Here is a 21,659-nt window from a genome sequence, read left to right on the forward strand (position 1 = left end):
ATGAATGCATCCACTCATAAACCGATGAAAAATTGGGTGCTGGGCTTAACCGGCGGTATTGGTTGCGGAAAAAGCGCCGTTAGTGCCATGTTTGAAAAACTCGCTATTACCGTGGTTGATGCTGATATTATTGCACGCCACGTAGTCAAACCGCATAGCCCTGGTTTAGCTGCTATTAGTGAGTATTTTGGTGCCCAAGTGCTAAACCCCGACGGCAGTTTAAACCGGGCGCAATTACGTGAGATTATTTTTGCTGATACAGCGCAAAAAACTTGGCTTAATAATTTACTGCATCCACTGATCCGTGAAAAAACTCTTACTGATTTACACTCTGCAAACAGCGCATATGTGGTACTCGTCGCACCACTGTTATTTGAAAATGGTCTTGAGCAATATTGTGATCGCACTTTAGTGATTGACGTTCCTGTAGAAATACAACTCAAGCGTACTATCGCCCGCGATAACACCTCTGAGCAGCAAGCACGCAGTATTATCGCCGCACAAATGTCACGCGAGGATAAACGCCACCGAGCTGACGATGTGATTGATAACAACCGCCCATTGCATTTAGTTGAGCAGGATATAATGCAACTTCATCAAAACTACTTACAACTAACGGCTAAAGTTAACTAATAAAGATGATAACGGTTGTGATAAACAAAAACTTTTTAGCTTTTTGTTGTCAAATTACCTTAAATCGACAAGACTGATGTTATACCATTCTTTTTTCTGATAAATTGCTGGCTATGAAAGGATCTAACCAAGGTGCGCAATGAATATTAATTCACCATTACTTAGAAAGTTTATTACGCTTGGCCGTATTGACGCAGAAACAGTCAAACTCAAACAACGTGAGTATGGCTCAACTGCAGAGTTGATCGCAAAATGCAGCGGTATTGATGGTCATGAACTTGCCGAGCAATGCATCGACTTATTCCGAGTGCCTTATTTTGATATACGTGAGTTTGACGTCGAGCTGATCCCCAAAGAGCTTGTTAAAGAAAAACTGATCAAAGATCATCATATTCTGCCTTTAATTAAAAAAGGTCGTAAACTCTACATTGCCGCGTCGGATCCGACTGATTATGGTGCTTTTGAAAACTTTGAATTCAGTACAGGGCTTGCATGTGAGGTGGTCGTTGTTGATTATCGCCAGCTTGAAGCAAAAATAGAACAGCTGCTTGATGCATCGGGCAGCTTGCATCTTAGCGATGAAGAATTTAAAGAATTTAGTGATTTAGATACCGAAGGCCCTCGCGAAATACAAAACAACGGCGAAGACGAAAAAGACGATGCCCCGATTATCGTATACATCAATAAAATTTTGATGGATGCAATTAAAAAAGGCGCCTCGGATTTACACTTTGAACCTTACGAACATAAATACCGCGTGCGTTTTCGTATCGATGGCATTTTACATGAAATGGCCAGCCCGCCGAACAGCTTAGCCACGCGTTTATCAGCGCGTATAAAAGTAATGGCACGCTTAGATATTGCCGAAAAACGCAAACCACAAGATGGCCGTATCAAACTTAAAATCACCGAACGTAAAAGTATCGATTTCCGGGTAAGTACGCTGCCGACTTTGTGGGGCGAAAAAATAGTAATGCGTATCCTTGATTCATCCAGTGCCATGCTTGGCATTGATGTACTGGGTTACGAACCTGAGCAGAAAAAGCTCTATATGGATGCGCTGCAACAACCGCAAGGCATGATTTTAGTTACCGGCCCTACCGGCTCGGGTAAAACAGTATCACTTTACACTGGTTTGAATATTCTTAACCAACCAGAGCGTAATATTAGCACTGCAGAAGATCCGGTTGAAATTAACCTCGAAGGTATCAACCAAGTACAAATTAACCCGCGCGCAGAGATGACCTTTGCTAATGCGCTAAAAGCGTTTTTACGTCAAGATCCTGATGTGGTGATGGTCGGTGAGATCCGTGATCTTGAAACCGCTGAAATTTCTATCAAAGCGGCGCAAACTGGTCACTTGGTATTATCGACCTTACATACTAACTCTGCTCCTGAAACCCTAACCCGTTTACTTAATATGGGTGTACCTGCTTATAACGTTGCCAGCTCGATTAGCTTAATTATCGCACAGCGCTTGGCTCGACGTTTATGCCCTAAATGTAAAGCACCAGAAAGCTTACCGGACGAAGAGTTACAACGCCAAGGTTTTAGCCCTGAACAAATAACTGAACTCACTTTATTTGCTCCCAAAGGCTGCGATAGTTGCACTGATGGCTACAAAGGTCGTGTCGGTATTTATGAAGTAATGCAGATTACTCCAGAAATAGCGCAAATCATTATGCGTGGCGGTAATTCACTAGAAATTGCTGAAGTATCGTTAAAGTCAGGCTTTAATAACTTGCGTTTATCAGGCCTCAGAAAAGCTGCCGCCGGTATGACTTCATTAGCCGAGATAAACCGAGTAACTAGTTTTTAAGATCCTAAAACCTAGGGTTCTAGGTTTTAGAGTTATAAATCGTAAACAATATGTATGAGAAGATGTTATGCCAACAGTTGTAAGCTGCCCAACGTGTAAAACCCAAGTCGAATGGTCAGAAAAAAGTCCGCACCGCCCTTTTTGTTCAAAACGCTGTCAGTTAATTGATTTAGGCGAATGGTCGTTTGAAAACAATAAAATCTCTGCACCAATAACCTCTGCAGATGATTTAAGCCAAGATATGATTGAAGATATTGAAGCTATGCTTGCTAAAAACGACGATGATTTTTTCAAGTAAGCCTGAAGTACTTGAAAAATAGGAGCTAGGTTTTAGGTAGTAGCTAGGTTCTAGTATTCGAAGCTCGCAGCCCGTGGCGAGGTAAACTCGCTGCTACCAATATGTAGGCGCGGGTTTACCCCGCGCAAACTCCAATTAACTACTTTGCTGTTAACCAAGCTTCCAAACCAAAAATACCAACGCAAAGCCAACTAAATAAATCAGTCCTAACCAGCTCAAGCTTTGTATTAGTTTGGAATGCTGAATACTTGGCACTGAGCGAACTAAGCTGAAGTTCAGCCATGCAAAAATCGGCGTGGTCAAAAATGCTAGCGTCATAGCAAAAGTAAGCATAGGGCCAAGGGCTGATTTAAAGAATAAGATCACCGCCATCCCCGCCAAAGACTGTACTATCAACCAGATATTTAAGCTGTGCTTACTTTGTTTAAAACCTAATAACTTGTGTGATTCGTTTAATGTGCGGGCGTAGCCATCAAGCACGGTTAAAGTTGTGCCAAACATACACAAAAACGCGATAATTGAAACTAATGGTCGTGCCCATTCACCTATGGTAAGGGCATACATATCAATAAGCTGTTTAGCAAATGCCACGCCGCCGAGCTCTATATTCGCGCTTTGCCCGTATTGCACTAGCACACCAAGTGAAAAGAATACTAATGCCAGCCCTGCGGTTAACCAATAACCTAAATTAAAATCAAATAACCCCTGCGCTCTAGTTACCGTTTGTTGGCTTTGTTTTTCTTTAAGCCACAATGAGCTTAATGCTGAGATTTCAATCGGTGCAGGCATCCAGCCCATCAATGCCACCATAAAACCCAGCATAGCAAGTTCATAGGGAGATGGGCCAACGTAATCAGCAGGTGCCATTGGGCCGTTACTAAATGCAATAGCTAGGGCAATGACTGTTGCTAATGTAAGTAGCCCCATAATAGCCTTGGCGACGTTATCGAGTGCTTTAAAGTGCCCGAGTAATAAAATGACTAAGCAAACGGCGAGGATCAACCAACACAGTAAAGTCACTGAAATAGCAATAGGTAAAGCGTAGTGTAATAAACTGGCCGTTAATAGCAGCACACCAGCAGTATTGACCACCGCAGCAATAATATTTAAGCCAATAAAACTATAAAAAAACCATGGGCCTTTACTTTGATAGCCTTCAACTAAGCTTTTTTTTGTGGCTAGCGTGTACTCGATACCAAAGCGGAAAAACGGATACTTAAGCACGTTAACAACGAGGATTAACCAAAATAGCTGCCAGCCAAAAATAGCCCCTGCTTGCGTTGATGCCACTAAATGTGAGCCACCAATTGCAGCGGTCGCCATTAAAATACCGGGACCTAGTGCGTTTAAACGAGTTTGCCAAATTGATACTGCTGACTGCATCTGTGTACTTATTACTTATGGTTAATAATAAGCAAGTTACAGCGTTTTAATTAAGAAATAAAGAGTAAAGCGGAGGTTTAGAGGACTAGTCCTTTAGATGTAAATCGCTAGATCCTAGTTGCCTAAGATCTAGCGTCTTTATTATTTAACGTAGGTCCATTTCTTGAATAATTTCATGAGCAATTTCAGGTGTAGTGCTCACCGGTTTTTCATGTAAATTGGCTTTAATTTGGCCTTTACGATGCTTTAGTGCTGCATCGAGTTTTTTAGCCGCGTTTGCAATAGCTGGATAAAGAACTTCGTTCTCACCTTTAACGGATAAACGCGCGCCTTCGTATATGGTACTGATTTCTGCTTGGAGCTTATGATGCTCTTTTGAAAGAATGATATCTAGTGCGATCAGAGATGGAAAATGACTCGCAATTTTTGAAAATTTTTCGTTGATGTGCTCTCTAATAGAGTCAGTAACGTCAACATGGTGACCAGAAAGATTAATTTTCATAGGGTATCCTTTTTTATGTTACCTCATAACTAGTATTGGGGGCTATTTAGATTAACACAAGGCAGAAAAGCATAAATATGAAATTTATTTGTTATTACAGCTGATGTAGATCAATTTAGTCACATTAAATATGCAAAAGCCCGCGCATGGCGGGCTTTCAGCGTGTCACTTGATTTGTATATTAAGTATACGAACAACAGTAATCAGCAAAGTCAGTCACTTTTACTTGAAAGGTAACGTTAGCATCAACGTTAAAAGACTCCCCTGCTGACATCGTTTGCCATTTCGTCTCACCAGGGAGTAATACATCCCACTGGCCGCCGTTTAATTCCATCAATTCTTTTTTGCTCGTAGCAAATTCAAACTCACCCGGTTGCATAAAACCTAACGTTTTAGTGCTGCCATCAGCAAAAACCACGGTACGACTTGATACTTTACCGTCAAAATATACGTTCGCTGTTTTAACAACACTTACATTATCAAACTGAGACATCCTCACTCCTGTTCTTTGATTTATAATTTAACTGCGACCACATTGCCTTAAGGACGCATAGCATGCAAGTGTAGTGATGTGAAAAATACTCATGAGCTTCGGGCTTCGGGCTTCGGGCTTCGGGCTTCGGGCTTCGGGCTTCGGGCTTCGGGCTTCGGGCTTACATTGTAGGTCGTGCTTTAGCGCGTCAAGTGTTTAAGGGCTAAATAAATGCTTTAACTCTAGCTTTGTGTCATTACTGTATGGCCAAGCATAATGAGTAAGGCATAATCCCACAGCTTAGATCTTGCTTATCGTCCCAAGAGCGACAGCAACTAGTTTTTCTTCACCGCTTTGTTGAACGAAAACTTTACACTCACAAGTAGATTGACGTTTACCTGCATGCAATACATTTGCCTTTGATACCAAACGCTCACCAATTGAAGGACGGACGTAATTTATTTTGTACTCTAATGTTACACATGCACCTAGCACTGACGCGCCTGCAAATGTTATGCAGTTATCAGCCATGTAACTAACCACACCACCATGAACAAAACCGTTATTTTGCTTTAGCTCTTCTTTAATTTCTAAACGTAACTCAGCATAACCTGCTTCGAACTTTTCAAGCTCCGCACCTAATAAATTACTAAATGATTGCTGCGCTAATATTTCCTTTCCAGTTTTTAATGTAACTTCCAATTGTTTACTCCTTTATTTGAATCTTGAAATTTAACATAATAAACAGTCGAAAATCCTTTGCTAAAATTAAGCAAGCATTGTTGGTCGTGCTTTAGCACTTCAAAAGGTTAGAGACTTAAGAGCAATGTATTCATTAAACCGCCGATTATGCATCATTGATAGATAGTGGTAATGCCAAAGCTAAGTGGCGTAAAGTAGTTTGGTTAAAATTAAGAATAAAGTGACGCAAGCCAAACTTTTTACGTCCTTTGTTGAGGCGTTTGTTATGTTTCAATTTTACGCCCACCTAAAACCCAGAGTTGTGGTGCGAGAAATTTAGTTATTAACGCATGCAAAAATAAATTACCAAACAACAATAGATTGTAACGCTGATCAACGTTGTATGTTAATGACTCTGAATTTGGAAATATAGTTAGCACAAGAATTATAGGAACACTTATATTAAAACCAATAAGTTCATTTCTATATTTGTTATAGCTATTTTTAGAGGTTACAAAAGCTATTAATAAGTATATGAGCAATGAGCCTGCTAGATAAAGTGTGCTTAAAATAATAGGAATTTCTTCATTTAACAGTGAAATTTTTGTAATAAAAGGAACGCTCGATGATAGGTTTAAAAACGAGCAAATAATTATTAAAGCAGTAAAAGTAACTAGTGCGAATATTAAACATATAAATTTATTCACCAAACATTCCTTTAAAACATAACAACTTTATAGTGCGCTAATCGCATTATTTTTTGCTAAGTTAACGCTCACTTTCTACTTTATATAGTTTTAACAAATTAGCTAAGATATTACTATCACTAAGTTTTTGTTCAGCTTAGCTCAGGCTGTTGGGTTTCGCTCAGCTCTAGCGAACTTACGCGCTAAAGCACGACCTACATAGACAACGTGCGAAACAAGTTTCACGCCTACAAGGTATTACAAACAATCGAAAAAAGCGGCAAGAATAATCGGGCGCAAGCGCCATAAAATCGGTGATAAAGCTCCCAAAACAATCGGGGGCTAAAGCACCCTCCTACGATTTTTCCTTGGCACTATCCTCAAATTAAAAACTGACGGCTGACGGCTTAAAGCTTACAGCTCTGTATAAAAAAGCCCGCACTGCGTTTAACACAGTGCGGGCTTTTTACATTTTAACCTTTAAGGTTAAAATAATTCGTTTGCTTTGTTTACGATGTTTTCTACCGTGAAGCCAAAGTGCTCAAACAGCTCATTAGCTGGTGCTGACTCACCAAAGGTGGTCATACCTACTACAGCGCCGTTTAGGCCTACGTATTTATACCAGTAGTCAGCAATACCTGCTTCTACGGCTACGCGGCGTGAAACTGCAGCTGGTAGTACACTTTCTTTATAAGCAGCGTCTTGTGCATCAAATACATCGGTCGATGGCATAGAGACAACACGTACTTTTTTACCTTGCTTACGCAGTTCAGCGGCTGAATCTTGTGCTAATTGCACCTCAGAGCCAGTTGCGATTAAGATAAGCTCAGGCTCACCATCACAGCTCAGCACATAACCACCTTTTTTCACGTCGCTTAATTGCTGCGCTGAGCGAGTTTGTTGCTCAAGGCCTTGGCGAGTAAAGATAAGTGATGTTGGACCGTCTTGGCGTTCAATCGCTTGCTGCCATGCAATCGCAGACTCAACTTGGTCACACGGGCGCCAGTTAACTAAGTTTGGCGTTAAACGCATGCTAGCAATTTGCTCTACTGGTTGGTGAGTTGGACCATCTTCACCTAAACCGATTGAATCGTGGGTGTATACAAAAATGCTTGGCACTTTCATAAGTGCAGCCATACGAACAGCATTACGTGCATATTCCATAAACATTAGGAAAGTTGCGCCGTAAGGAATAAAACCTTTATGCAATGCAATACCATTCATAATCGCCGACATCCCAAACTCACGCACACCGTAATAGATGTAGTTACCGCTGGCATCATCGCGTGTTAAGCCTTTCGAGCCTTTCCAAATAGTCAGGTTAGAACCGGCTAAATCAGCTGAGCCGCCCATAAATTCAGGCAGTAATGGACCAAATGCATTCAGTGCGTCTTGCGATGCCTTACGTGATGCTGGGTTTGCTGGATTTGCGTCTAGTTGCTCAATATATGCTTGTGATTTTTCAGCCCAATCAGCTGGTAGCTCTGAGCGTGTGCGGCGTTTAAATTCAGCGGCTAGTTCTGGGTGTGCAGCGGCGTACGCGGCAAATTTTTCATCCCAGTTAGCTTCAAGTTGTTTACCCTTTTCTTTGCCATCCCATTGTGCATAAATATCAGCTGGGATTTCAAATGCTTCACCAGTCCAACCAAGGAACTCGCGTGCTGCTTTGATTTCGTCTTCACCTAGTGGTGCGCCGTGACAGTCATGGCTACCTGATTTATTTGGTGAACCATAACCGATAACTGTTTTACAACAAATTAGTGTTGGTTTGTCGGTGATGCTGCGTGCTTCTTCGATGGCTGCGCGGATAGCGTCTGAGTCATGGCCATCAACGTCACTTACTACATGCCAACCGTAGGCTTTAAAGCGTGCAGGTGTATCGTCGCTAAACCAACCTTCAACTTCACCATCAATTGAAATACCGTTGTCATCCCAAAATGCAACAAGCTTACCTAGGCCTAATGTTCCGGCAAGTGAACATGCTTCATGAGAAATACCTTCCATTAAGCAACCATCGCCTAAGAAAGTATATGTGTGGTGATCAACAATATCATGACCTTCGCGGTTAAATTGCGCGGCTAATGCTTTTTCAGCAATCGCCATACCTACCGCGTTAGTGATCCCTTGACCAAGTGGGCCCGTAGTAGTCTCAATACCTGGCGCATACCCATATTCTGGATGGCCAGGTGTTTTTGAATGCATTTGACGGAAGTTTTTAATTTCCTCAATTGGTAAATCATAACCACTTAAATGCAATAGAGAATAAATAAGCATTGAACCGTGGCCATTGGAAAGTATAAATCGATCTCTATCTACCCACTCTGGATTTGTTGGATTGTGGTTTAGATAATCGCGCCATAGTACTTCTGCGATATCAGCCATGCCCATAGGGGCTCCAGGGTGGCCTGATTTGGCCTTTTGTACTGCGTCCATTGATAAGACGCGAATAGCATTTGCAAGTTCTTTGCGAGACGGCATGGATTCTCCTACCTTTACTGTATTTGCGCTGGTTATTGTGTGTATTCATTTGAAGATCCATTCTTACTTATTGTAGGGGCTGTATGCAATTAAAAACCTGATTAAATTGGGCATTATGAATTTTTTTTAAGAACAAAAAGTTATTAGTAATTTTATTTAGACGTCTAGGCGTAAAAAAACTATGCAACTATCGTTGTTTTAGATAAAATACGCCCCTAAATTTTTTAGCGCTCTTACCGACGTTTGTGAAGCGCAATATTTGTGAGCAAAGACAATGGCAAAACATTTATTTACTTCTGAATCTGTTTCTGAAGGTCATCCGGATAAAATCGCGGACCAAATCTCTGACGCGGTACTAGATGCCATCTTAGAACAAGATTCTCATGCCCGTGTTGCGTGTGAAACTTACGTAAAGACTGGTATGGTTATGGTTGGTGGTGAAATCACTACTAGCGCATGGGTTGATATCGAAGAAATCACACGTAAAACTGTACGTGAAATTGGCTACACTCATTCTGATATGGGTTTTGATGCAGACTCGTGTGCAATTTTAAACACGATTGGTAAGCAGTCTCCTGACATCAACCAAGGTGTTGACCGTACTAGCCCAGAAGAACAAGGCGCTGGCGACCAAGGCCTAATGTTTGGTTACGCATGTAACGAAACTGAAGTATTAATGCCTGCACCAATCACTTACTCACACCGTTTAGTGCAGCGTCAAGCGCAAGTACGTAAAAGCGGCGAGCTTAACTGGTTACGTCCTGATGCAAAATCACAAGTTACTTTTGCATATGAAAACGGCAAGCCAGTAGGTATTGACGCAGTGGTACTTTCTACTCAACACAGTGAAGACATTTCACAAAAAGATTTAGTAGAAGCTGTGATGGAAACAATCATCAAGCCAGTACTTCCTGCTGAGCTTATCACTAGTGCAACTAAGTTTTTCATTAACCCGACTGGCCGTTTTGTAATCGGTGGCCCAATGGGTGACTGTGGTCTTACTGGTCGTAAAATTATCGTTGATACCTATGGCGGCATGGCTCGTCATGGTGGCGGTGCATTCTCTGGTAAAGATCCATCAAAAGTTGACCGTTCAGCTGCGTACGCTGCACGTTACGTTGCTAAAAACATCGTTGCTGCGGGCCTTGCTGACAAATGTGAGCTACAAGTTTCTTACGCAATCGGTGTTGCAGAGCCAACGTCAATCAGTGTTGAAACATTTGGTACCAGCAAGCTTGAAGAATCACGTTTAATTGAATTGATTCGTGAACACTTTGACTTACGTCCATATGGCTTAATTAAAATGCTTGATCTTGAGCGCCCAATTTATCTACCAACTGCAGCTTACGGGCATTTTGGTCGTGATGAATTCCCTTGGGAACGCACAGATAAAGCAGACGCACTTCGCGCAGCAGCTGGTCTTTAATATCAGCCACTGTGTGAATACAAAAAAGCGCCAATTGGCGCTTTTTTTTATGCCTGCTGATTATATTGTTGTAAATGCCTAGGTTATTGTCGCGAGGTAAACTCGCTGCTACCAGACATAGTCGCGGGTTTACCCCGCACAATTAAAACTACGTTCTAGGAAGTGGCTGGGAGTTAGGGCGCGTTCGAAGCCAGTGGTATTTCCCTCCTCATTCACTACTCTTGGTGCAAACCTATTTTTTTATAATTTCACCACAGAGTTCACCGAGCTCATAGAGGAAAAACCTGTAAGTAATTAACTTTACTTTTGTCTTCTCGGTGTAGCGCACAGCGCCTAATACCCTCGGAGGTAAATAGGCTTGTCGCCATAAATGGCGACCTACAGGAGCGCGGTGGATATTACTTGTAGCCGAGTGGCTTGCCACCGCGAAGGATAAGTGTTTGTCGCGAGATAAACTAGCTGCTACCAGACGTAGGCGCGGGTTTACCCCGCGCAATTAAAGCTAGGTTCTAGAAAGTGACTTGGGTGTATTCGAAGCTTGTCGCTCAAAGCCAGTGACGTTTTGCCTAACTTCCTAACTTATCAATGTAATTACCTTTTCATACCCAGCCACAGCCCATACAATAAATAACACTATCAGTGCTAATGTCACAGCCGCTGAAGCGATATCTTTCGCTCGCCCTGATAACACATGATATTCAACACCGACTCGATCTGTTAATGCTTCAATTGCTGAATTTAGCAACTCAACAATCAACAATAACAAAAAGCTGATTATAAGTATCACCCAGTGCTGTAATGATTGCGCTAGCCAAAATGATAATGGCAATAATACAAGCCCTAGCGCAAGCTCATTACGAAAGGCCGACTCTTCCTTAAATGCGGCTTTAAAACCTTTAATTGAGCATTTAGTTGCTTTTAAAATACGCCCAATTCCTATGCCGTTGGGTTTGTTTACTAAGTTAATTTCTGGTTTAGTCATTTTATGATCTTTAGCGTGTAAGTGTTGCTTATCGGGTGATGGGTAAAACCATTACCTTAATCCATGCCTTGAGTTAATAACTGCCAAGCTGTCGCCATATACTGGGTATATGCTTGCTCTGTCTGTGCATCAATTTCAACAAATTGCGATGGTGTTGCCGGTAAAAGCTGAGTTTTATCCCGCTCATTAACCCTATAATACTCATAAAGCGCCGATAAATCACCACGCCAGAGCTGTTCATTGTGACGTATTGTTTGAAAACCAAATACCCTCCTATCTGGCGCTGCATTAAATAATGATTGTCCCATGCTATAAAACTGAGTATTTGCTGGCGCAATTAAATCTAATAATGTTGGAGCGATATCCATATGACTTGCCACTTGTTGCACAGGCACTAAATCTGCACTAACACCTTTACCATAAATCACCATCGGCACATGAGTTAACTCATATAAATTTGGGCGCTGATGAAAGTTACGGCGACTATAATGATCCCCGGTAATGACAAATAATGCATCTGGATAACGTTGCTCCATCTTAGCCACAAACTCACCCAGCATTTTATCTGCATACCATAAGTGCCCTAATACATAAGGATCTAATAACTCCCCAGCTAATTTATTTATCTCAGCTGGATAATCTGCAACCGACTTATAAGGGTAGTTATATTTATCTAAATCGAGATTAAACGGGCCATGATAACTACCAGAGAGAATCACATTAAAACTTTTTTTCGTTGTTTTTTCTGCTACCAAATCAAATAGCTGACCATCATCAATGCCCCAGACACCGGCGCTACCTTTGCCACCAGCATCAATAGCTGAATAGACCTTATCAACACCTTGGGATAGAACGTACTCACCGACATTTTGCCACGATAATAAACCACCATAAAAAAACTGGCTGGTGTACCCTAACTGCTCGAATTGATTAAATAACGATAGCTTGCTGCTTCGGTTTTGTGGCCCAATCAAACTCATATTAACCCCTGCATAAGGGATCCCAGATACAATACTGGATAGCGAATTCATGGTACTGCTAGCTACAGGTAAAACGTTATCTAGGTAAATACCTTTACTAGCTAGGTTTTTTAACTGATTAGTTAAATTAAGTGCAGCATACTTTTGTTGTAACGGCCAAGAATCATAACTTTCCATAACAATTACAAATACCTGTGACGGTGCAGCTAACAAAGGCGCTGTCGTATGTTTACTCAGCGCATTTAAAGGTAAGGCATCAAGCCCTGAGTTATGGCTTAAATATGGATTTTCACCGTTTACGCCATGGCTTTGTAGATCGTTGTAATCTTTAATGGCATAAAAAAAGCTGCGAAATGGATTGATCACCAAATTATTAATAAATGGGTCCGGCGTTACCGCAGACCACTTTCGTGATGCCGGACGAGACTCAAAAGAACCACGAATAGCACAGATAAATAACACCACAATGATGCTAATTAACAACGTACGCTTCCATTTACAGTCAGTAAAAATGCGCTGTAAAAAGCTATTCGACTGCTTATCAACGCGCTCGCATAACTTAAATGCAACCACCAACAGTGCTAATAACCCCAGAAAACTACCCCATGGCCGATATTGTTCAATCACGGTTAAAGCAATTGCTTGCTGATCATCGTGCAACCCTTCAAACATAAAGTAATTGAATTGGCTACCGTACTCTGCAATATACGTAATACTGGTTATACAGAGTAAAATAGCGACTACAAAAAAAAGCTTACCCGTAAAGTTACGCACCATTCTTACCCAATGACCTAAGCGCATCGGCTGTAAAATACAATTTAATAAAAAAGGAATGCTAAAACACACACCACTGGCAGCTGAGTCAAAAGCAAACCCTGTTTCTAAGGTGTTTAAAATAACGTTAAGATCAATTGGTGTGGTGATCCGGTCATGAAAGTAGACTAAAAAGAAAACCCGAAAGCTCATAAACAATAGAACACCCGCTAGCCATAATGTAGCGATGCGCCAACTTTCGTTAACAAATGAAAACCAACGGCTTGATCCTGCAACTGATGATGCAAACACTTTACTGTCCTTAAAGTAGTATGTTCCCAGCGCGGGAATATTACCGATTTAAGTTACAGCAACAATATTTTTTTTGTAATTATTTGTAATAAAAGTTCAATTAAACAAAGTAGTAACAAGGAGTTAACTAGCTATCCAGATTATACCAATTGTTAGAATTAACACGCTATTGTTTATTGATGTGACTACAATTACCAACTTGGCTTACTTGCTGATTGGTTTGATAGGTTTTATTGATTAGGCGTAATTTAAGAGCAAGCAAGGTATGCATTGCACTTTCTAATCCCACTTTATTGCTTAGCCAATGCGGAATTGCACCACCAGGATTAGCGTATATTTCATATGTTATGCTTAACAATGATTGCCCTTCACTGCTATGTTGAGTTAATAACCAATGTGCTTTTAGATCAGTGATACGGATCACAGCTTGGCGCTTTGCAAGCTCCCCTGTTTTTGCAGTAATCGTTAACTTCGTCTGGGTGCCGTTCAGTTGTTGATAGCATGAGTAACTAACCATATCGCGATCAGCGAGTGGCCACGGCGAGTCAAACTCGGTATGTACAATAGTTTCTGAGGGGCTTAGTCGTTCCAACACTTTCACATGGGTAACATTATCAATCCATAACGGCGCGCTGTTAGTATCACTTAGCAATGTCATAAAGTCATTGGCCGTGACACCTTCAATAGTGATCTCAGCCTGCACTTCAAAAATACCATTGTCATGTTTTTTGTAGTACACACTTGCACCATCATGCTGTTTCCAGAGTTGCCAATGCTGAACATCACTGAGCGCATCGGCACTAAAGAGCAGCATTAGTAATAATACCCGCCGTACCATGTGTATTCCCTATGTACTGGCTTAAACGCGATTACTGCCAGTAAGGTGATATTTTATATGAAGCTAAGCGGCTTTGTTCCATTGCGTCGACCAAGAATTCAGACTTTCTTTCAAGCCAGCTTTGAATTTTTGCCAGCTCTTCATCATCTTGTCCTGCACATAACTGCTTTAGATACTCAAGCGTGCTGAGCTCGTACATGCCGTGTGAAATATCTAACCATGGAATACGAAACTCACTGCGTTCATCTTTTTCAAATAACGAACCTAAACAGTTACCACTGAGTAAGCTGTTTTCTAAACGCATACGTAAATCTAAGTAATCCTTAACAGTCAGTGTTTTTTGTTCTGGCAGTAACTGATGAAGGTCTTGCCAATCTTTTTCAAATAATCGATTAGCAATCTCAGCGACTGGTTTTTCAGCTGCTTGAAACTGTACTTGCCCCCAACTTTTACGCCATTGCTTATCCACCAGCCAGGTGGTTAAAGACAATAATAAGCGGTTATAGCGAGCGCTATGAAACAACCGATTTATATCATCAATACTTGGCTGTAGCTCTTTTAAGTCATTAATAACTTGCGTTAACTCAGGTGCACTGTTGATTTTTTTATAGTATGCGTGGCGCTTAGATGTGTAGGTTTTTAGTTGAATCGCGTTTTCAACCCATGCTAATTCACTTAATAGCCATTTTAGCTCGGTGCGTAATAGCTCGGTGGTGCTTTTATCAACAATATCGTCAAACAACCAGAACGTATGACGGATTAAACTAATTCCATCGGTCACTCGTTTCAGAGTCTTTAAACTCGGTTTATCGAAATAACACTGTTCATGTTTTTGTACAAAACGGATACCAAAGCCAATTGCGGCTATAAGTGCTTGCTCTTGTGTTGCATATTTAGGTAATGACACAAAGCCAATTGATTTACTTGGCTTAAGTGGTTTTTCATCCGCAAGGCGATAACCACGAGCCGCTTTAGAATATAACCCTAAACGAATATTACTTTGACTCACTAACTTATCAGCTAAAGCAAATAATTCATCGCGGCTGCCTTCAACCAGTTCAATTTCAAGCTCACAAATTGGCTCCATCAAACCCGATGCAGATACTTCGCCTTTATCTAACACTACTTCAATTTTAGCGCCACTGTCGGTTTCAATAAGCCAAGTACGACGAATGAAGTTAGTACTAAAAATAGGATAAAGATTAGCGGCAATTGCACTTATTTGCATACCATGCGGCCAAATACTGGCATCAAATGCAGTTATATTTGGTCGGCTACTTTCCAGCGGTAAATTATATTCAGGTCGTTGATGCAACCCGCCCATAACTTCTCCTGCAAGCTTGATAGTTTGCTCACATTGATTATCAGCACAGCGGGTACGAAAACCGATATCGAGCGCTCTTAATTCACGGCTTGGCGTGTCAAAATAAGCATTTTGTAAACTACGCGAAGGTTTATTAGTAACCGTTTTTGCAAATTGAGTAATTAACGCGGGGATCAGTGGGATTACGGCGTCTGACACCAAAAACTTCAGTTCTATCTCAGTATCCATTAGGCTTGAGGATTACCTTTAAAATAAATAAGAGCTCAAAATAAACAAAGCTGCCCAACATTGCAAATTTTTTAGCTTATTTGAATCAGCAAACAGCAGCCATGATTACAATATCAGTCTTGCTATTAGCGCGCTAAATCCATACTATCTCAATACTTAACTATGAATAATACGATTGCTGTCCCACAGACGGTTACATTAACAGGGTAGATTGATGTTTAAACATTCTTTATTAGCTTTGCTATTCGCAGCGGCCGCATTTATGAGTCACGCAGAAGAAAGCAATTCAGCTAGCGATGCAAACACCGCTTATATAGTCGATAATCTTTATACATTTATGCACTCTGGCGCGAGTAAAAATTATCGCATTATTGGCTCTGTTGATGCTGGTACAAAGTTAACCCAGCTATCTGCTGAAGAAAATGGCTTTGTTAAAGTTATTGATGATAAAGAACGAGAAGGCTGGGTAGAAGCTAAATTTGTTTCTAAAACTCCAGGTATTCACCAACAATACCGCACACTCAGTGCTGAAATGGCATCAATGCAAGAGCAACTTCGTCAAGCACAAATTGAATTACCGCAGCTACAAGAACAAAGCCAAACTTTAACTGACCAAAATAGTGCTCTATCAGAGCAGATTGCTAAATTAAAAAGTACCTTAGAAGCTGAACGCACTGAAAAACAACAAGCCGGTGCAAAAGAAAAACGTCAGCTACTAACTTATGGCGGAGCAATTGCCTTCATTGGTTTGTTTTTAGGTATTATTTTGACTATCGTATTATCGCGCCGCAAACGTTACGACGGCTGGGCTTAATCGATAACCACTATATTTGATATTAAAAAAGCACCCTTGGGTGCTTTTTTAATGCGTGGGGTAAACCCGCGCCTACGTATTGGTAGCAGCGAGTTTACCTCGCGACTGTTTATACATTTACACCGATAAACCTATTTTACCACCGAGTGCACAAAGGTGCTGCGCGCTACACAGAGAAACCAAAGTAAAAATCACTTATTTCTTCTCGGTGGTGAATTAATCTCTGAAAGAACTTTAATCTAATTGCGTGGGGTAAACCCGCGCCTACGTATTGGTAGCAGCGAGTTTACCTCGCGACTGTTTATACATTTACACCGATAAACCTATTTTACCACCGAGGGCACAAAGGCGCTGCGCGCCACACAGAGAAACCAAAGTAAAAATCACTTATTCCTTCTCTGTGTTCTCGGTGGTGAATTAATCACTGAAAGAACTTTAATCTAATTGCGTGGGGTAAACCCGCGCCTACGTATTGGTAGCAGCGAGTTTAAATTTAAGTATCGAGTCTGAGCCCTGTGTCTTGTTTAATTTTTTCGATCACCATATAAGTGTGGTGCGTACCAACACCCGGTATATCGACTAAATCACCAAGCACTTGACGGTATTCATCCATATCCGAAACCCGAATTTTTAATAAATAATCATAGCCACCAGCAACCATGTCGCACTCAACCACTTGCTTGATTTTTAAAATATGTTCACGGAACACTTTAAATACCGCAGTATTTGACGTCACTAACGACACTTGCACATGCGCCACTAAGCTTTGATTAAGTTTGGCTTCGCTCAACTTGGCAAAGTAACCTTCGATATAACCTTCTTGTTCAAGCCGTTTTACTCGGTCAAGACACGGGCTGGGACTTAAGTTAACCTGCTTTGCGAGGTTAACATTAGATATTCTGCCGTTTTTTTGCAGAACGTCTAAAATTGCTAAATCGATACGATCGAGCATGCGTAATCTATTCGGACTTGTCATAACAGAATTTTATGCGGATAAGTTTAAGGTATGCCCTGTAAATTATCGTAAAACGCTAAATTTAACCAGCATATTCTGCTGGATTTTAATTAGAATGCACGCATTACGTACATAAAAATCGGGCAGCGAAATTTTTTAGCTGCAAGACTCCATACACCAGAGGGTTGCTTATGTTATTTGACGGCGATTTGACAACAACGTGTCCAATCAGACAAAAAATCCGTGACTTTTATCGCATTGACGAAAATGCTGTAATTGATCATATTTTACCGCTTGCTGAAGTTGGCGTAAAAGCCCGCAGCCGTGCTTGGGAACGTGCTCGCCAGATAGTTCACACTATTCGTCGCGATCAAGACGGTCAAAGCGGTGTTGATGCGCTACTTAATGAGTTCTCACTCTCTAGTGAAGAAGGTGTGGTATTGATGTGCTTAGCTGAAGCATTGCTTCGCGTGCCAGATAAAGCTACTCAAGACACGCTAATTCGCGATAAGTTAGCCAAAGGCGACTGGAGCTCTCATTTAGGTAGCAGCGACTCACTATTCGTTAATGCGTCATCTTGGGGTCTATTAGTGACCGGTAAAATGGTTAACTACACTGATAAAACCAAAGAACAGCAGTTTGGTGTACTGAAAAAAACCATTGGTCGTTTAGGCGAGCCGGTTATTCGTAAGTCAGTAAACTTTGCCATGAAGATCATGGGTAAGCAGTTTGTTATGGGTCGTACAATTAACGAAGCCATTGAACGCGCTGCAGAAAAAGAGCAAAAAGGCTATGTATATTCATACGATATGCTTGGCGAAGGCGCGCGCACCATGAAAGATGCACAGCGTTATTTCAATAGCTATATGAATGCGATTCATGCTATCGGTAAAGCGGCAAATGGCCGTGGCCCAATTAAAAGCCCTGGTATTTCAGTGAAGCTGTCTGCGATTCACCCTCGCTATGAGTTTACTCATAAAGAACGTGTCATGAACGAAATTGTGCCTAAGCTTAAAGAGCTGGCCATGGCAGCTAAAAGCTACGATATTGGCTTTACTGTTGATGCTGAAGAAGCGGACCGCCTTGATATTTCACTTGATGTAATCGAAGCAGTATTTAGTGATGATGACCTAGCTGGTTGGCATGGTTTTGGTTTAGCTGTGCAAGCGTATCAAAAACGCGCAATTTTTGTGATTGAATGGTTAACTGAGCTTGCCAGCCGTGTTGGTCGTAAAATGATGGTGCGTTTAGTTAAAGGTGCCTACTGGGATACCGAAATCAAAACCACACAACAAGATGGTTTAGAGCACTTCCCAGTATTTACTCGTAAGGCAACCACCGACGTATCTTACAAAGCATGTGCTATCAAAATGCTAGAAGCGCGTGATGTACTTTATCCACAGTTTGCAACCCACAATGCCTACACTGCGGCAACAATTTTAGAAGTTGCTAAAGGTGATAACCAAGGTTTTGAATTCCAACGCCTGCACGGTATGGGTGAATCATTATTCGACCAAATCGTAACTGAAGAAAAAATTCAGTGTCGTGTATATGCCCCTGTTGGTCAGCACGAAGATTTATTGGCTTATTTAGTGCGTCGTTTACTTGAAAACGGTGCTAACTCATCGTTTGTTAACGCCATTGTAGATACCACTAAACCTGTTGAATCGTTATTACCGGATCCGGTAGAAACACTGCAAGGTTTGCGTAACAAGTACAACACGCAAATTAAGATGCCAATTGATTTATACGGCGCTGAACGTGCTAACTCAAAAGGTATGGATTTAACCGATATCAATGTGATCACGCCATTCAAGGAAAATCTTGATAACTGGTTTGCAGAGCACCGTATTAGTGAAAGCGATATTCCTGAGGGTTCAATTGCAGTTAAAAACCCTGCCAATCATCAAGAGATCATCGGTCATATCAAGCTACAAAATAGCGATGATATGCTCACTCTACTAAGCAATGCAGAAACCGCCTTTGAATCGTGGTCACAAACGCCAGTTAAAGAGCGCGCAAACCTATTACGCCGTATTGCTGATATTCTAGAACGTCATCACGACGAGCTTGTGGCTATCTGTATCAAAGAAGCCGGCAAAGTAGCACAAGATGGTATTGACGAAGTACGTGAAGCGGTTGATTTTTGTCGTTACTACGCAGCTCGCGCCGAAGAGCTAAGTGAAGATGAGCGCTTTGAAGCCCGTGGTGTGATTTTATGTATCAGCCCATGGAACTTCCCACTAGCAATCTTCTTAGGTCAAGTTGCTGCAGCAATCGTAACTGGTAACACTGTTATTGCTAAACCAGCTGAACAAACTAGCTATATTGCGCTGCGCACTATTGAGCTTATGTTGTCTGTTGGTTTACCAGAGCATGTGGTACAGCCTGTTATTGCACGTGGTAGTGAAGTAGGTAAAACTATTGTTCCTGATGAGCGCATTCAAGCGGTTATGTTCACAGGCTCAACTGAGACCGGTACCATCATTTCACAAACACTTGCTGCACGTAATGATATTCAAGTACCGTTGATTGCCGAAACCGGCGGTCAGAACTGTATGATCGTAGATTCAACAGCATTGCCTGAGCAAGTCGTTGACGATGTGATCAGCTCTGGTTTCCAAAGTGCTGGTCAACGTTGTTCTGCACTGCGTGTATTGTTCATTCAAGAAGATATCGCAGATAGCGTAATTGAAATGATCAAAGGCGCGTTAAAAGAGCTACACATTGGCGATCCATCATTACTATCAACCGATATCGGCCCTGTAATTGATGAAAAAGCCTTGAAGAACTTAAGCGAACACGTTGAGTACTTAAAAGGCAACGCAACACTGCATTATGAGTGTGATATTCCAGATAATAGCGAAAACGGAGCGTATTTCTTTGCGCCACGTTTATATGAAATCAAAGATCTATCTGTACTGAAACGTGAAGTATTTGGCCCATGTGTACATATCATTCGCTTTAAAGGCACAGAACTTGATAACGTGATTGACCAAATAAATAACACTGGGTTTGGTTTAACCATGGGTATCCATTCACGCATCGAAGAGCGTTGTGAATACTTAGCAAAAATGTCGCGTGCCGGGAACGTCTACGTTAACCGTAATATGATTGGCGCGATTGTTGGCGTACAACCGTTTGGTGGTCGTGGTTTATCTGGCACCGGACCTAAAGCAGGTGGCCCTAACTACTTAACTCGTTTAGTTAAAGAAAAAGCATCGCCTGAAAACGTGCAAATGACTAACTTGACGCCAGATGAGCTTGACACTCACCACTATTCAGGTGCTGCTGAGCAAGTCGAGAAGTTAATGGCAAACTCAATGCGCGATGAAAAAATTTGGCGCGCAACCCCACTGAACGATCGTGTTTCAGCGGTACGTCAGTTATTAGCTAAAGTTGCCACAGTCGATATTATTGACGAGTTAGCCGACGATTTAGCATTAACACTTGCCGATGCTCGTGCCCAACTTAATCGCCTTGAAAAGCACATGCGTAAGTTTACTACTTTGCCGGGGCCAACAGGTGAATCAAACACCCTTCACCTTGAAGCGCGTGGCTGTGTTGTATGTTATGCCGATAAGAGTACCTCGTTTAACTTCTGGGCTATTTCGATCATCACCGCACTTGCTGCAGGTAATACCGTGATCACCGTAGCGTCGGAGTTATTCTATGACGAAGCGGTGGCCTTTAAAGATAAGTTTATCTCAACAGGTATTGCTGAAGGGGTATTCCAAGTAGCTAAACCGAATCAGTTACAAGCTATTTTGGCGCACCCTCATTTAGCAGGTGCTGTTGTTGCATCGCGCTCATCACGCTTAGGCTACTTCAGTCAACAGCTAGCGCAACGTAAAGGAGCAATCTTGCCAGTGATCAGTGCTGAGTACTACGACACGCTAATCAAGCGCTTATTAACAGAAAAGACCATTAGTATTGATACAACCGCTTCAGGCGGTAATACATCACTAATGACTTTAGTTGAAGATGACGAGTAGAGTTTAAGTAGATATTAACAAAGGGCGCTAATTAGCGCCCTTTTTACTACTTATCCAGTAAGAATTTTGCTAACTTTGTAGTATGTTATTTATTATGAAG

At 41.5% G+C, this 21,659-nt stretch carries 17 protein-coding genes; 6 read left to right on the top strand and 11 right to left on the bottom strand.

All coding sequences use genetic code 11. The annotated features are described in order from the left end of the window. The 3 genes from coaE to yacG all read left to right on the top strand — a co-directional run bounded on the left by coaE (window position 1) and on the right by yacG (window position 2,750). A complete protein-coding gene (gene coaE, locus PSR9079_RS09975; protein ID WP_149981347.1) occupies window positions 1–633 on the top strand; it encodes a dephospho-CoA kinase in 633 nt (210 codons plus the stop codon). Window positions 634–772: 139 nt separating this feature from the next. After that, entirely contained in the window at window positions 773–2,452 is a 1,680-nt protein-coding gene (pilB, locus tag PSR9079_RS09980) for a type IV-A pilus assembly ATPase PilB (protein WP_149981348.1), read from the top strand. Between the two features lie 67 nt (window positions 2,453–2,519). Then, window positions 2,520–2,750, top strand: a complete 231-nt coding sequence (yacG, locus tag PSR9079_RS09985) for a DNA gyrase inhibitor YacG (protein WP_149981349.1) — start codon at window positions 2,520–2,522, stop codon at window positions 2,748–2,750. Window positions 2,751–2,900: 150 nt separating this feature from the next. Here yacG and PSR9079_RS09990 read toward each other — a convergent pair whose 3' ends face one another. From PSR9079_RS09990 to tkt, 6 genes are all read right to left on the bottom strand, one after another. Beyond that, window positions 2,901–4,073, bottom strand: coding sequence for an NRAMP family divalent metal transporter (locus PSR9079_RS09990; RefSeq protein ID WP_149981419.1), 1,173 nt, complete (start codon window positions 4,071–4,073; stop codon window positions 2,901–2,903). A 205-nt stretch (window positions 4,074–4,278) separates the two neighbouring features. Further along, the gene (gene hpf, locus PSR9079_RS09995; protein WP_145235189.1) at window positions 4,279–4,635 is read right to left on the bottom strand and encodes a ribosome hibernation-promoting factor, HPF/YfiA family; all 357 of its coding nucleotides are present in this window, start codon (window positions 4,633–4,635) and stop codon (window positions 4,279–4,281) included. Between the two features lie 181 nt (window positions 4,636–4,816). Then, window positions 4,817–5,128, bottom strand: a complete 312-nt coding sequence (gene ppnP / locus PSR9079_RS10000) for a pyrimidine/purine nucleoside phosphorylase (protein WP_145235187.1) — start codon at window positions 5,126–5,128, stop codon at window positions 4,817–4,819. A 279-nt stretch (window positions 5,129–5,407) separates the two neighbouring features. Next, a complete protein-coding gene (locus PSR9079_RS10005) occupies window positions 5,408–5,809 on the bottom strand; it encodes a PaaI family thioesterase (RefSeq protein WP_149981350.1) in 402 nt (133 codons plus the stop codon). 263 nt (window positions 5,810–6,072) lie between these two features. Next, the gene (locus PSR9079_RS10010) at window positions 6,073–6,495 is read right to left on the bottom strand and encodes a hypothetical protein (protein WP_149981351.1); all 423 of its coding nucleotides are present in this window, start codon (window positions 6,493–6,495) and stop codon (window positions 6,073–6,075) included. 465 nt (window positions 6,496–6,960) lie between these two features. Beyond that, on the bottom strand, window positions 6,961–8,952 hold the full coding sequence (gene tkt, locus PSR9079_RS10015) for a transketolase (RefSeq protein ID WP_149981352.1): 1,992 nt from the start codon (window positions 8,950–8,952) through the stop codon (window positions 6,961–6,963). 274 nt (window positions 8,953–9,226) lie between these two features. On the opposite strand from tkt, the gene metK reads away from it, so the two are divergent. Continuing rightward, window positions 9,227–10,378, top strand: a complete 1,152-nt coding sequence (metK, locus tag PSR9079_RS10020; RefSeq protein ID WP_149981353.1) for a methionine adenosyltransferase — start codon at window positions 9,227–9,229, stop codon at window positions 10,376–10,378. Window positions 10,379–10,952: 574 nt separating this feature from the next. On the opposite strand, the gene PSR9079_RS10025 is transcribed toward metK, so the two are convergent. From PSR9079_RS10025 to PSR9079_RS10040, 4 genes are all read right to left on the bottom strand, one after another. Continuing rightward, window positions 10,953–11,360 (bottom strand): diacylglycerol kinase, encoded by a 408-nt coding sequence (locus PSR9079_RS10025; RefSeq protein ID WP_179959168.1) that lies wholly within the window; start codon window positions 11,358–11,360, stop codon window positions 10,953–10,955. 56 nt (window positions 11,361–11,416) lie between these two features. Continuing rightward, on the bottom strand, window positions 11,417–13,405 hold the full coding sequence (locus tag PSR9079_RS10030; RefSeq protein WP_149981354.1) for an LTA synthase family protein: 1,989 nt from the start codon (window positions 13,403–13,405) through the stop codon (window positions 11,417–11,419). Between the two features lie 166 nt (window positions 13,406–13,571). After that, the gene (locus PSR9079_RS10035) at window positions 13,572–14,243 is read right to left on the bottom strand and encodes an START domain-containing protein (RefSeq protein WP_246175526.1); all 672 of its coding nucleotides are present in this window, start codon (window positions 14,241–14,243) and stop codon (window positions 13,572–13,574) included. Between the two features lie 31 nt (window positions 14,244–14,274). Further along, window positions 14,275–15,795 (bottom strand): CYTH and CHAD domain-containing protein, encoded by a 1,521-nt coding sequence (locus tag PSR9079_RS10040; protein WP_149981355.1) that lies wholly within the window; start codon window positions 15,793–15,795, stop codon window positions 14,275–14,277. 214 nt (window positions 15,796–16,009) lie between these two features. Here PSR9079_RS10040 and PSR9079_RS10045 point away from each other — a divergent pair, with 214 nt between their 5' ends. Then, on the top strand, window positions 16,010–16,609 hold the full coding sequence (locus PSR9079_RS10045) for a TIGR04211 family SH3 domain-containing protein (RefSeq protein WP_149981356.1): 600 nt from the start codon (window positions 16,010–16,012) through the stop codon (window positions 16,607–16,609). A 493-nt stretch (window positions 16,610–17,102) separates the two neighbouring features. Here the strand turns inward: PSR9079_RS10045 and PSR9079_RS10050 are convergent, their stop codons facing one another. Beyond that, window positions 17,103–17,585 (bottom strand): winged helix-turn-helix transcriptional regulator, encoded by a 483-nt coding sequence (locus PSR9079_RS10050; protein WP_145235173.1) that lies wholly within the window; start codon window positions 17,583–17,585, stop codon window positions 17,103–17,105. 170 nt (window positions 17,586–17,755) lie between these two features. Between PSR9079_RS10050 and putA the strand changes: the two genes are divergently transcribed. Continuing rightward, window positions 17,756–21,559 (top strand): bifunctional proline dehydrogenase/L-glutamate gamma-semialdehyde dehydrogenase PutA, encoded by a 3,804-nt coding sequence (gene putA / locus PSR9079_RS10055; protein WP_149981357.1) that lies wholly within the window; start codon window positions 17,756–17,758, stop codon window positions 21,557–21,559. Window positions 21,560–21,659: the final 100 nt, after the last annotated feature.

It is taken from the genome of Pseudoalteromonas rhizosphaerae (assembly GCF_902498845.1).
Taxonomy (GTDB): domain Bacteria; phylum Pseudomonadota; class Gammaproteobacteria; order Enterobacterales; family Alteromonadaceae; genus Pseudoalteromonas; species Pseudoalteromonas rhizosphaerae.